Raw genomic sequence first — 13,452 nt, forward strand, 5'->3', positions numbered from 1 at the left:
GTATATACTGAATAAGGGGGAGTTAAGGATGAAGTTGGAAGCGCTGCCAGCAGCAAAGGGGAACCACAATCTTGAAGACTATGCAAAAGCCTATGAAAATTTTGACTGGGCAGAAGCAGAAAAGCATTTATCGTGGTCTGAAACAGGAAGAATTAATGCTGCATACGAAGCAATTGACAAACATGCAGAATCTTTTCGGAAAAACAAGGTTGCCTTGTATTACCGTGACCCTGAAAGAGAAGAAAAATATACGTTTAAAGAAATGAAAGATTTCTCAAATAAAGCAGGAAACATTCTTCGTCAATGTGCAGATGTAGAAAAAGGCGACCGTGTTTTCGTCTTTATGCCGAGAACTCCGGAATTGTACTTTACAGTGCTTGGTGCGATAAAGCTCGGGGCCATTGTCGGTCCTTTATTCGAAGCCTTTATGGAGGGAGCAGTGAGCGACCGCCTTCAGGACAGCGACGCTAAAGTTATTGTAACAACTCCGGAGCTTCTTGAAAGAGTTCCGTTTAATGATCTTCCGGCTCTAAAGCATGTTGTCCTTGTAGGAGAGAATGTTCATGAAGATGGTCCATACATAGATTTGTTGACAAGAATGAAGACAGCAAGCAATAAGCTTGAAATAGAATGGGTCGAAAAAACAGACGGCCTGCTGCTCCATTATACATCCGGTTCAACCGGCAAGCCGAAAGGGGTTCTGCATGTCCATCAGGCGATGATTCAGCATTATCAGACCGGCAGCTGGGTTCTTGATTTAAAAGAAGATGATGTTTATTGGTGCACAGCCGATCCAGGATGGGTCACAGGGACCGTTTACGGGATCTTTGGACCTTGGCTTCATGGAGCGTCAAACGTCATCGTAGGGGGCAGATTTAAGCCTGAACAGTGGTATGAAACAATCCAGAATTATGGTGTAACGGTCTGGTACAGTGCACCAACAGCTTTCAGGATGCTTATGGGTGCCGGCGATCAGCTTGTGAAACAGTTTGACTTAAGTTCACTAAGACACATCTTGAGCGTTGGGGAACCGTTAAATCCTGAAGTTGTCAGATGGGGCGTAAAAGTCTTTGACAACCGTATTCATGATACATGGTGGATGACAGAAACGGGTGCACAGGTAATCTGCAATTATCCGTCCATGGAAATTAAGCCAGGATCAATGGGTAAACCAATTCCGGGCGTCCAGGCCGCAATAGTTGATGACCAGGGCAATGAAGTTCCGCCATACCGCATGGGAAATCTGGCGATTAAAAAAGGCTGGCCATCCATGATGCATGCCATCTGGAACAACAAAGAAAAGTACGAGTCTTATTTTATGCCGGGAGATTGGTATGTTTCCGGAGACTCGGCCTATAAGGATGAGGACGGCTATTTTTGGTTCCAGGGCAGAATTGATGATGTCATCATGACATCAGGCGAGCGCGTCGGTCCATTTGAGGTTGAAAGCAAGCTTGTTGAGCATCCAGCCATTGCTGAAGCTGGAGTAATCGGAAAGCCGGATCCAGTGCGCGGTGAAATTATTAAAGCGTTTGTTGCGCTTCGTGACGGGTACGAAGCGACAGATGAACTTAAAGAGGAAATCCGCAATTTTGTTAAAAAGGGACTTGCTGCTCACGCAGCACCGCGTGAAATTGAATTCCGCGATAAACTGCCAAAAACACGAAGCGGAAAAATTATGCGCCGCGTCTTAAAAGCGTGGGAGCTCGATTTGCCGACTGGCGATTTGTCGACAATGGAAGATTAATAGAATCAGATGAAAAAAGCTTGCAGATATTCTGCAAGCTTTTTTTCGTATAGTCTACATTCGTTCTTAATCTGGTTCAGGATGCATTTGCAGGTCAGCCATTTGGTTTTTCCTCTTTTGGAGGCGGCTGTCCCTCATTGTCCGCCGGCTTCTCCGGAGGTTTAGGTTCCGGCTTAGGGTCCGCTGGTTTTGGATCAGCGGGCTTAGGGTCAGCGGGCTTCGGTTCTGCAGGTTTCGGATCTTTAGGTTTAGAATCAGCAGGACGCGCTTCCGGTTTTTGAGCTTGATAGGATCCGCTTGTTACGGTAGCAGAAGCAGGTGATTCTTTTCCTGCTACATCAACTGCGACTACATAATAGGCTGCAGGTGAACCTCCTATTGATGCAGATAGACTTTTTGAAGCAGGGATGCTCGCTACTTTTTTGAAGTTTTTAGAGAAGTTGCCGGCTGCATAAACGCGGTAGCCTACAACATCGGAATCAACGCTTGTATTCCAGTTCAGGCGGCCGCTGCCGATTCTTACTCCGGATACTTGTGATGGAGCAGTTCCGTTATCCCGAATTTCATTTCCATCTGTTACAACAATATTGCCCCAGTTTGTTTTATTTGGCAGCAATTCTTTTAAATCGCTGAAGCTGCTTAAATGATGCCTTTGCAGAATTTCCTTTTTCAGCATCACACCTTGCTGAACGAATTCAGAAGGAGCAGAAGGGGGTACCTTATAAGCTCTGTCTTTAACAAATACGTATTTTCCGGATGTTAAACTGTCATCTGTTTTTGTTGGAACGAACTTCGCATTAAAAAGGTCTGTTGCAACAAGTCCCGCCTGCTGGCACATACTAGACGGCAAGTCCCCGGAGAGAGCGCAGTATGATTTTTGAACGATTCCGCCGGGCATTTTAAAGGTTTCTTTCGGTGCGATGAGCCCCGGATTCACGTCATGGGCTGCATTCATCAGCTTAGACCATAATAGGATGTTCCGGCGGCTGTAGGACATGCCCTTATAATCTTTTTGAACAGATTTAGGAGTATCGTATCCGATCCAAGTTCCAAATGAAACATTCGGATTTGTGCCTACAAACCATATATCCTTATAATCTTGGCTCGTTCCTGTTTTTCCTGCCCAGTCCGCGCTGAATGACAAGTAGCTCTTTGCGGATGAACCCGTTCCTTGTTTGATAACATCGCGCATCATGTCGATTGTTAAATAGGATGTCTGAGGTGTGAATACATCTACTGCATTTGATTTATGCTGATAAATGACTTCACCTGATTTTGTCTCAATTTTTTCAATGAGATAAGCATCGATAAACTTTCCGCCATTTGCAAATGTTGCATAAGCGTTTACGTTTTCTTCAACGGTAATGCCATTAGTCAGCCCCCCGATTGAAGTAGCTGGACCGCCATCAGCTTTAGAGATCGTTGTGACTCCCATTTTCTTTAAATAGTTAAGAGGATTCTGATCAATCACTTTTAAATAGGACTTAATCGCAGGTATATTATATGACTTTTCAAGTGCATAGCGTGCGCTTGTAAATCCGTGAAAGCGGCCATCGAAATTTTTAGGGCTCCATTCGCCGATTTGCATCGGTACATCGGCAAGAACCGATCCAGGCTGGATGGCGCCGGTTTCCATCGCCGGAGCATAGGCGAGCAGCGGCTTCATCGTTGATCCATTTGATCTCGGCGTATCCATCGCATGATTAACCTGTTCTCTTTTATGATTTCTGCCCCCGACGAAACTGATGATTTTTCCTGTTTTATTCTCAATTAAAACAGCACCGACCTCAACGGGCTCCTGAACTTGTATCTTCTTCCCGGTATCTTTGTCTATTTTCACTTCAGGTTTATCGTTTCCGTAGTATTCATACGATTCAGCGATGGTTTTCATTTTGTCATAAATATCTTTTTGAATTGTTGTATGGATTTTATAGCCGTTTTGCCTTAAGTTACGGTCAGCAAGTGCTTTGTATTCAGCGTATAATTCTTTATTTTTTTTCAGTTCATCCATTTTATGGCCGTCTTTTACAGCAAGCTGCGTTAAAATAATATCAGTAGCGCGCTCTTCGATTTCATAAGTCAGCCAAGGGTATTGTTCGATGGAAGAAGGCTTGGCCTTGGCCAGGCTTTTTCTTAAATCAAATTTGCTTGCTTCATCGTATTCTGCTTGCGTGATGAAGCCTTTTGCGTGCATGCGTCTAAGAACCGTCCTCATTCTTGATGTGCCGGCATCGAGGTTTTCCTTTATTTCACCCCTGTTTGTAAATGGGGTATAGCCAAATGGACTCTGAGGAAGTCCTGCAATAAAAGCGGATTGGGGAAGGGATAAATCCTTCGCATCCACACCAAAAATCCCTTGCGCAGCAGCCTGTACACCGGCTATATTTCTGCCGGAAGCGTTTCTGCCCAAGTCTGCTACATTCAGATAGGCCTCCAAAATTTCCTCTTTTTCAAAGAAGCGCTCAAGTCTGAGAGCAAGCAGGATTTCTTTGGCTTTGCGGTCGAAAGAGACTTCATCTGTAAGAATTTGATTTTTTATCAGCTGCTGAGTGAGTGTGCTTCCCCCAGAACGGTTGGAGGAGTTTGTGACTTCTTGAAAAAGAGCACGCATGATCGCTTTAGGGACAACCCCGTCATGTTCGTAGAAAAACTCGTCCTCTGTAGCGATGACAGCATTTTTTACGTGTTTTGAAATCTCATCAATCTTTACTTCCTGCCGTTCAATATCCGCACGGAGCTTTCCTAAATACACAGAATCAGAAAAATAGATCTGCGAGGTTTCTTCGTAATTATAAATATCTTTTTTCATGGAACTATAAGTGCGGAGAGGTTCATCTTTAACAAGCGATGCAAAATAACCTGCACCGATTCCGCCGCCAAATGATGCGGCAATTAAACCGATGACAAAAAAGATCAGCATCAGGTTCCAGACGACACCGTAAGTAATATTAAACCCTTTAACTGTTCTATGTTTGTAAGGCATAAATTTGCTGTACCAAGTTTTGAATTTATCCATTTATGTATCATCCCCCTATACAATCCTCTCAATTATATCATATAAAAACAGTACTTTTGTATGATTATGTCAGATGTTGAAGAATCGTTTGACAAGTGAAATTCTATATGGTAAAAAAGATTTATTAGAATTTAAAAATGCTTTGAATGGAATAAGTAGTGAACATCTCCCTGTTTTAGAAAGCTGATGTTTGATGCAAATCAGTACACAGATGAATCATGAATTACCTCCAGGAGCTTCTTTTGTGAACGGCTTATCCGCCAAATAGCAGAAGACGGTTAAAGTCCGTTATCTTTTCGAGACGGGAAGCATGCTTCCCAAAGCAGGGTGGTACCGCGTATTCCACGCCCCTTCATTTTTTGAAGGGGCGTTTTTTGTATTTTATGAAAAAGGAGAGAGTCAAAATGAGTGAATTGCTCAATGATCTTCAGTTCAGAGGATTAATTAATCAAATGACAGACGAAGAAGGCCTGAAAAAGGTGCTTGAAGAGGAGTCTGTTAAATTATATACAGGATTTGACCCGACAGCAGACAGCCTGCATATCGGCCACCTGCTTCCAATCTTAACTCTTCGCCGTTTTCAGCAGGCAGGACACCGTCCGATTGCCTTAGTAGGGGGAGCAACAGGGATGATTGGAGATCCATCCGGCAAAAAAGCAGAACGTACGCTGAATACATCTGATATCGTCAAAGAATGGTCAGATAAAATTAAAAACCAGCTGTCACGTTTCCTTGATTTTGATCCTTCAGGCAAAAATCCTGCCATTCTTGCAAACAACTTCGATTGGATCGGTTCCATGGATCTGATTACGTTCCTCCGAGATGTGGGCAAAAATTTCGGCATTAACTACATGCTCGCCAAAGATACGGTCTCATCAAGAATTGAATCCGGCATCTCGTACACTGAATTCAGCTACATGATTCTGCAGTCATACGACTTTTTGAACCTGTACAGAACAGAAGGATGCAGACTTCAGGTTGGAGGAAGCGATCAGTGGGGAAACATCACAGCAGGTCTTGAGCTGATCCGCAAATCAGAGGAAAATGCAAAAGCGTTTGGTTTAACGGTACCGCTTGTAACAAAATCAGACGGCACGAAATTCGGCAAAACAGAAGGCGGTGCCATTTGGCTTGATAAGGAAAAAACAACTCCTTATGAATTCTACCAGTTCTGGATTAACACAGATGACCGCGATGTCATAAAATACATCAAGTTTTTCACGTTCCTTTCTCATGAAGAAATTGCTTCACTAGAAAGGGAACTGACAGATGCTCCGGAAAAGCGTGCAGCTCAAAAAGCACTCGCTGAAGAAATGACAAAGCTTGTGCACGGAGAGAAATCACTAGATCAAGCCATTAAAATTTCACAGGCTTTGTTCAGCGGCAATATTAAAGAGCTGACTGGAGATGAAATCGAGCAGGGCTTTAAAGATGTGCCTGCATTTACAGTAGAAGAAGCTGAAATCAGCTTAATCGATTTGCTTGTTAATGCTAAGATCTCGCCTTCAAAACGCCAGGCAAGAGAAGATGTTTCAAATGGAGCAGTATACATCAATGGCGAGCGCATTCAGGACACGAACAAAATTCTTGGAGCGGAAGACCGCATTGATGCTAAATTCACGGTTATCCGCAGAGGGAAGAAGAAGTACACGTTAATTCAATACAAGGACTAACGAAAGTGGTTGTCCGATGAGTCTTTAAAATGAAGCAGGCAGGAAAACAAATGTTTTCCTGCCTGCTTTTTTCTGTAGTTTTTTTAATAAACTTTGTTGTTTAATAGTCTGAATATTGAAGATCCTAAGTGACTGGGGCGGAAAGGAATATTTATCATCAAAATCAACAATTTATGAGAAGACTTTCTGAACAGCCCTTTTTGTTGTAAAGAAATAATCTCGCCTAAGAATGTAATGGTTAAGTCAGTCAAAAGGTTTTTTTAAATACATTCTTCTATAACAGTATTTCTTCCAAAAATTACACAAAATGAATTTATTCTTATCCGTTGTAATAGAACGTTTGTTTGCATATGATGAAAGTAGAAAAAGGGGCTGATACGATGAAGGTTTTATTGGAGAAATCAAAAAATCAGCAGATGCCGATTGAAATGATTTATCTTTCTGAAAAAGGATTGCTTACGCAAAGAATGATTTTAGTGAATGAAATAAATGAACATTACATTAAGGCCTACTGTTTCTCTAAACAGCAGATAAGGATCTTCAAAAAAGGCAATATTCTTTCAGCTGCGATTCAAAAGAGAAAAAGAAACTTTGCTTAGTAGTTTATAAGGCAGAAGATTATGATTCGGCGTGAGGAATGCAGAAGTTTTTATATAAAAAGAAAAACCCTGGAAATCGTTTCATCAACGTTTCCAGGGTCTTTACAAAATTAACGTGAGTAGAACTCAACGATAAGAGCTTCGTTAATTTCAGCAGGCAATTCAGAACGCTCAGGTAAGCGAGTGAAAGTACCTTCTAATTTGTCAGCATCGAAAGTTAAGAATTCAGGAACGAAGTTGCTTACTTCGATTGATTCTTTAACGATGTCAAGGTTGCGTGATTTTTCACGTAAAGTGATTGTTTGACCTGGTTTCACTTGGAATGATGGAATGTCTACGCGGCTTCCATCAACCATGATGTGGCCATGGTTAACGATTTGACGTGCCTGACGGCGAGTGCGTGCTAAACCAAGACGATAAACAACGTTGTCTAAACGAGACTCAAGAAGAATCATGAAGTTTTCACCGTGTTTACCAGTCATTTTAGCAGCTTTGTCAAATGTGTTGCGGAATTGACGCTCGTTCACACCGAACATGTGGCGAAGCTTTTGTTTTTCTTGTAATTGTAAGCCGTACTCAGATAATTTTTTGCGTTGAGTCGGGCCGTGCTGACCTGGCGCGAATGGACGCTTTTCTAATTCTTTACCTGTTCCGCTTAATGAAATTCCCAAACGACGGGAAAGTTTCCAACTTGGACCTGTATAACGAGACATATATGTCTCCTCCTTACATGTTTTTATTTGGCATAAAATAAAAACAGACTGACCCTGAACTGACATGCACATTTTGTTTTCATATATCCTCGCTCCAGCAGCAGAGAGTTACACGATACACCTCACAATGGAGGAACAAAATGAAATCACAGCAGTGGTATCAATAGGCTGCGAATATTTATTTTACACAACGAATATTATATGATTTTAATAATATAAAGTCAAGCAAACATTCGAATAAAAGTGGAGAGCGGAAGATTAGAAAAACACATGAAATAGATAAATTGGAAAATATTCTATGTTATACTGAAATAAATAATGCAGGATTTGACAGTACGGGGGATTTTTGTGATACATCTATCAGAGTATACGTTAATGTCTATTAAGAGTCTTTTCTTTGATTATATCAGCAGCGAATGCCTGCAGAACAGCAAAAGGCATGAAGAATATTTTGTCTGCACTCTGCAAAAAGCAATGGAATCAGAGGATGCGGCTCTTTTTAAATATGAAAATCATCAATATGTTCTGCTTGCTTCAACAGCTGGCTTCTATCAATGCGATCGATTTATAAAACAGCAGGAACAGATTGAAGTGCATGATCTCAGGGCGGAGCTATTGATCCCTGGTGAATATCTTATAGTAATAAAGAATAAGAATGCTTTCAGCAAAGAATTTTACGAAAAGCTTCATAGTGAATGCGAAAAATTCCTTTCCTATTTTATTAGAAAGTCCAATAAAATGGAGAGTGATGCTAAATATAAATCACTGTATAAGCTGACTGAAAAACTTCATTCGACAATGAATAAGGACGAGGTATTGGATCAGCTGATCGATTCCCTTCAAACGATGTTTCCGGCCTATCTTTTTTATCTTTTTCTCTCACAGGATAATGATAACAAACAAAATTTGCCGATCAAGAGCTTGGATTACGAAGGGAATTACGGAAATGAAAAAGCGATGCAGGCGTATTTGTCGGGTGATGTGCAGTGGGAGCTGTATAAACAATCAAATCATCTTGTTGTTTATGCTCCGCTTAGAGGAAAACAGGGGGTTTACGGAGTTTTAGAAGCCACCAAGCAAAATCAGTCTCACTTAGACAAAGAAGTGATGGTGATTATTGAATCTCTTGCAAAGGCTGCGGGTCATGCACTTGAGAATGCAAAGCTTTATGAACAATCAAAAAAACTTGTTTCAGATCTGCAGCTTATTAATGAAACATCTCACCGTCTGAATAAAAACTTGAGGCTGGTTGAAACGATGACTTTCATGTCAGACCGAATCATCCGTTCATTTTCTGCTGAAGAGGTTGGCTTTTATTATATGAATAAGGATGGTCAGCCTTGTATATTGCCGGGCAGTACGCCTTTTTTTCACGAAGGAGAATCAGAGCCTTATTTGGATTTGGTTCACAGCAAATTCAGCCGGCACCTTGAAGGATTGTTTATCGGAGAAGCAAGTGGAGGAGATAAATCAGTATTTTCCTCTCTGATTGCCATACCGATGATTCAAAGCGAGCAGCTGAAAGGATTTGTTATTGTTCTTCATTCTGACTCGTATCATTTTACCTTTGAAATGTTTAAGCTGATGCAATCACTGATTCATCATTCTACACTGGCACTTATGAATTCCATGCTTCGGGAAGAGCTTGAGATGCTTGTGAAAACCGATCATTTAACTACTTTACATTCCCGCAGCTTCTTGGATGAGTTTGTACAGAGTTCTCTTGGAAAAGACAGCCAAGGAACGTTCATCCTTATGGACATAGATGATTTTAAGCTGGTGAATGATACATATGGACATCAGGTTGGTGATGAAGTTCTCATTCAAGTCGCAAAGATTATTAAAAACAATATCCGTGAACATGATGTGGGTGCAAGGTGGGGCGGAGAAGAACTTGCAGTTTACCTGCCGCAGACGGATCTTGCAACAGGTATCTCAGTAGCAAACCGCCTTGTTGGGTCCGTGCTCAAAGGAACAGAACCGACAGTCACTGTTTCTTGCGGAGTCGCTCATTGGAAGGATGACCGGAATGATACGCTGAAAAGAATTATCAGACGTGCAGACAAAGCTTTATACAGTGCAAAAGAAAGCGGGAAAAACCGTGTCATTTTTCAGCAGGATATAGAGGTCGGGTAAAAACGGTGTCACCTTACAGAGGTGATATCTTTTTTTATCGTTAAGAAAGCGCTTTCAAAATCTGTGGAACTATCATATGATAATGAATGTAAACAGAGAAGGGGGAGAGAACACTGGGGAAGGAATTCAGCTTTGAAACAAAAGTCATTCACGGTCAAAAACAATTGAAGGACCCATATAACAGTTTGACGCCTCCGCTTTATCAGACAGCGACGTTTGTATTTGACAGGGCGGAAACAGGAGAAAAGCGTTTTGCGGGAGAAGAAGAAGGTCATATTTATTCCCGGCTGGGAAATCCGACAGTACAATTGGCAGAACAGAAAATCGCGGCAATTGAAGAGGCGGAAGCGGCTCTTGCTTTCGGTTCCGGTATGGGTGCTGTATCAGCGGTTCTCATGTCTATGGTCAAAACAGGTTCCCATATTCTATGTTCTAAAGGAATCTATGGATGTACGTTTGGATTGCTGAAAATGCTTGAAGAAAAATTCGGGATCACTTATTCATTTTCAGAATTGAACAGTATAGAAGTAATAGAAGCAGCTATTAAGCCGGAGACTGCATGCATCTATATTGAGACACCCATTAATCCTACTATGCAGCTGATTGATTTAGCAACCGTGACTGCTGCTGCAAAAGCCCGCGGTTTAAAAGTAATCGTTGATAATACTTTTTGTTCGCCATATCTGCAGCAGCCGCTTTTGCTGGGGTGTGATATTGTTCTGCACAGTGCAACAAAATATATCAGCGGTCATGGAGATGTGATCGGCGGTTTTGTTGCAGGCAAGAAAGAATACATTCACAAACTTGCCATGACGGAAAGAAAAGATATCGGAGCCATTATGTCTCCTTTCGATGCCTGGCTGCTGCTTAGAGGATTAAAAACACTGCCTGTACGAATGGACCGGCACTGTGAAAATGCAGAGGAAATTGCAAAGAGGCTGCTTGTTCATCCATCTATTGACCGTGTTGTCTATCCATTCTTGGGAAATCCGGAACAGGTTGCTCTTGCTAAAAAGCAAATGAAAAAAGGCGGAGGACTCATTACCTTTACTCTTAAAAACCATGATAAAGCAGAAACACAGGCATTTATCAACGCGCTTGGGCTGATAAAGATTGCTGTTAGCCTTGGAGATGCAGAGTCATTAATTCAGCACCCGGCAACAATGACGCATTCCGTAGTGCCAGAGTTTGAAAGAATACAAATGGGAATCGAAGATAATCTCGTCCGGCTGTCTGTAGGTCTTGAAAGCGTTGAAGATATTTGGGGAGATCTAGAACAGGCTTTAGAGCGGAAATAAAATAAAACCGGAACTTTAAGGGTTCCGGTTTGTTCATGTTTACAAATAATCTTTCAGGGCTTCAGTAAATTGCTCTAAGTATTCTTGATCGAGTTCACTGAAGCGGTTTTTTACAGGGCTGTCGATATCAAGCACGCCTAACAGCTCTCCTTCTTTTACAATAGGAATAACGATTTCCGACTGTGATGCTGCATCACATGCAATATGGCCGGGGAAAGAATGAACATCAGCGATCCGGGCTGTTTCTTGTGTGGCTGCAGCTGTTCCGCATACTCCTCTTCCCATAGGGATTCTTACACATGCCGGAAGACCCTGGAAAGGCCCCAATACAAGTTCGCTGTCTTTATATAAATAGAATCCAACCCAGTTTACTTCTTGCAAAAACTGATTCAATAGAGCAGAAGCGTTCGATAAATTAGCGATTTGGTCGCTTTCACCGTCTAATAATGCTTTAAGCTGTTTAATGAGCAGCTGATAATTTTCTTCTTGTTTGCCACTGTATTTTTCGACATGAAACATGATGATTCCCCACCTTTGTGTATTTTTCCCCATTATTAAAATGAGCCGGACAAACTTTGTCGAGAAAACATTAAAGGATAAACCTCCTGCTTCCTTGAAATAACATAGTAATGATGAAAGGGGTGAGAATTATGCCAATCCAGCCGAACGTCCCCAATCAAACGAAAGAAAAGATTATCGACGCCGCTGTAGCATTATTTAACACACAAGGCTTTAATGGGACTTCTGTCAGGGAAATCGCCAAAAAAGCAAATGTAAATGTTGCTCACATCTCCTACTATTTTAATGGAAAGGGAGGCCTCTTGGAGTACCTGGTCTCCAAGTATTATGAAGGATACCTTTCTGTCATTGAAGAAGGCTATATTCGCCTTAGTCATGAAACACCGAAAAATTGTCTTTTGCTATTAATTCAGGATATTTTAAACTACCAGCATCAAAATCGTCAACTTGCAAGGTTTGTTCTAAGAGAAGTTACCTTAGATTCTACCTTAATCAGAGAAGTAATGACGACCTATCTGACTAAGGAGAAATACTTTTTTAAAGCCATTCTTGAAGAGGGCATTAAAACCGGTAATTTCCGCAAGGCGCCAATGGTGCACATTTTAGTGCAATTAAAGAGCCTGCTGAATATGCCCTATCTTCAGCCTCAGTATATGAGTGAAGTTCTCTATATACAGACACACGAATCTTATTTCGTAAAACAATACTTCCATGAAATTGAAATATGGATCGATCATCTTCTTTGTGATCCTGCACAAAAAGAAGCTATTGTTTAAGAGATATATGTAAGCTCTTAAGAAAGAGCCTCCTCATAAAGGGAAAAGTGTGCACCAACATCCTTTGCACTATGGGCGTCAGACCCGTATACGAGAGGGATGTTTTGTTTTTTTGCCTCGTTTATCATCCACGGATCAAGATAAATGGCTCCGCATAAATCTTTCCTTAAACCCGCCACATTAAAATCAAGCTCCATGTACTGTTCTTTAACGGCATGCAGCAGGTCTTGCTGCATGTCTTTTATATTGAAATCTGCCGGAAAACGTTTTTGGAATTTATTGATCAGAGTGAGATGACCGAGCCGTTTAGGTTTATGGGGACCTAGATTGGCTTTGACTGCCGCAAGCATTGTTTCATAATAGGTAATATGAAGAGATTTCAAACTTCCGGCTGCCTCCATCATTTGCAAGAACGTACTCTCATGAAAATCCGCGCAATAATATTCACCATTTAGTTTTAAAAAGTGAACTGACAGCACAGCATCGTCAATATAGTGGCCGTACCGAGACAGAAACGATTCTGTTTCACGTTCAAATCCTTCAATATAATCAATTTCAAATCCGAGATTAATTTTTATGTCATTTGAGTATTTTTCTTTTACTTTTAACACTTGTAAGATATAGTCATTTAAAAGTCTCATATTCATTGCACTGTCTTTATCAGGAACGGGATCGGAAAAACCCTCCGGCAGGGGAGCGTGCTCAGTAAATGTCAGCTCTTCTAATCCCATTTTCAGAGCTTTTTCGATATACATTTCAAAACTGTCTGCTGAACCATGGGGGCAAAATGGCGTATGGACATGTCCGTCTTTTTTTCTCAAGCTTTGTCACACCTCTCAAAAGCCGCGAAATATGGCGATAAATTATGTAAAAAAATTTAAATTATCGGTCAAAAATTGTCGTTTACATGGTATCATAAATACAACGAAATAACATCATTCACAAATAAATACACTTTACATAAGAATTCGACAA

Annotated in this window: 10 protein-coding genes and 1 other annotated feature; of the genes, 6 read left to right on the plus strand and 4 right to left on the minus strand. The window is 41.2% G+C overall.

Features of this window, described 5'->3' with window-relative positions:
• The first annotated feature begins 28 nt into the window (after window positions 1-28).
• Window positions 29-1,747 (plus strand): acetate--CoA ligase, encoded by a 1,719-nt coding sequence (gene acsA, locus ABEQ24_RS04040; RefSeq protein WP_430005574.1) that lies wholly within the window; start codon window positions 29-31, stop codon window positions 1,745-1,747.
• Between the two features lie 94 nt (window positions 1,748-1,841).
• Here the strand turns inward: acsA and ABEQ24_RS04045 are convergent, their stop codons facing one another.
• Window positions 1,842-4,730, minus strand: a complete 2,889-nt coding sequence (locus tag ABEQ24_RS04045) for a transglycosylase domain-containing protein (RefSeq protein ID WP_430005650.1) — start codon at window positions 4,728-4,730, stop codon at window positions 1,842-1,844.
• A gap of 166 nt (window positions 4,731-4,896) precedes the next feature.
• Window positions 4,897-5,118: a binding site (T-box leader), on the plus strand.
• Between the two features lie 49 nt (window positions 5,119-5,167).
• Here ABEQ24_RS04045 and tyrS point away from each other — a divergent pair.
• Both tyrS and ABEQ24_RS04055 read left to right on the plus strand, forming a co-directional pair.
• The gene (tyrS, locus tag ABEQ24_RS04050; protein WP_430005575.1) at window positions 5,168-6,436 is read left to right on the plus strand and encodes a tyrosine--tRNA ligase; all 1,269 of its coding nucleotides are present in this window, start codon (window positions 5,168-5,170) and stop codon (window positions 6,434-6,436) included.
• A gap of 380 nt (window positions 6,437-6,816) precedes the next feature.
• On the plus strand, window positions 6,817-7,035 hold the full coding sequence (locus ABEQ24_RS04055; RefSeq protein WP_430005576.1) for a hypothetical protein: 219 nt from the start codon (window positions 6,817-6,819) through the stop codon (window positions 7,033-7,035).
• Window positions 7,036-7,145: 110 nt separating this feature from the next.
• Here the strand turns inward: ABEQ24_RS04055 and rpsD are convergent, their stop codons facing one another.
• Complete coding sequence (gene rpsD, locus ABEQ24_RS04060) at window positions 7,146-7,748, minus strand: 30S ribosomal protein S4 (RefSeq protein WP_070876502.1); 603 nt, start codon at window positions 7,746-7,748, stop codon at window positions 7,146-7,148.
• Window positions 7,749-8,096: 348 nt separating this feature from the next.
• Here rpsD and ABEQ24_RS04065 point away from each other — a divergent pair, with 348 nt between their 5' ends.
• Together ABEQ24_RS04065 and megL are read left to right on the plus strand one after the other, a co-directional pair.
• Window positions 8,097-9,884: a sensor domain-containing diguanylate cyclase gene (locus ABEQ24_RS04065; protein ID WP_430005577.1), complete on the plus strand. Its 1,788-nt coding sequence runs from the start codon at window positions 8,097-8,099 to the stop codon at window positions 9,882-9,884.
• Between the two features lie 113 nt (window positions 9,885-9,997).
• A complete protein-coding gene (gene megL / locus ABEQ24_RS04070) occupies window positions 9,998-11,182 on the plus strand; it encodes a methionine gamma-lyase (protein ID WP_430005651.1) in 1,185 nt (394 codons plus the stop codon).
• 39 nt (window positions 11,183-11,221) lie between these two features.
• Here the strand turns inward: megL and ABEQ24_RS04075 are convergent, their stop codons facing one another.
• Window positions 11,222-11,701, minus strand: coding sequence for a GAF domain-containing protein (locus ABEQ24_RS04075; RefSeq protein ID WP_430005578.1), 480 nt, complete (start codon window positions 11,699-11,701; stop codon window positions 11,222-11,224).
• Between the two features lie 131 nt (window positions 11,702-11,832).
• On the opposite strand from ABEQ24_RS04075, the gene refZ reads away from it, so the two are divergent.
• Window positions 11,833-12,477 carry a forespore capture DNA-binding protein RefZ gene (gene refZ, locus ABEQ24_RS04080; RefSeq protein WP_430005579.1) on the plus strand — a complete coding sequence of 215 codons (645 nt, stop codon included), beginning with the start codon at window positions 11,833-11,835 and terminating at the stop codon, window positions 12,475-12,477.
• Window positions 12,478-12,494: 17 nt separating this feature from the next.
• On the opposite strand, the gene hisJ is transcribed toward refZ, so the two are convergent.
• Window positions 12,495-13,298, minus strand: coding sequence for a histidinol-phosphatase HisJ (gene hisJ / locus ABEQ24_RS04085; RefSeq protein ID WP_430005580.1), 804 nt, complete (start codon window positions 13,296-13,298; stop codon window positions 12,495-12,497).
• Window positions 13,299-13,452: the final 154 nt, after the last annotated feature.

The organism is Metabacillus idriensis, from assembly GCF_050483325.1.
GTDB lineage: Bacteria > Bacillota > Bacilli > Bacillales > Bacillaceae > Bacillus_P > Bacillus_P idriensis_A.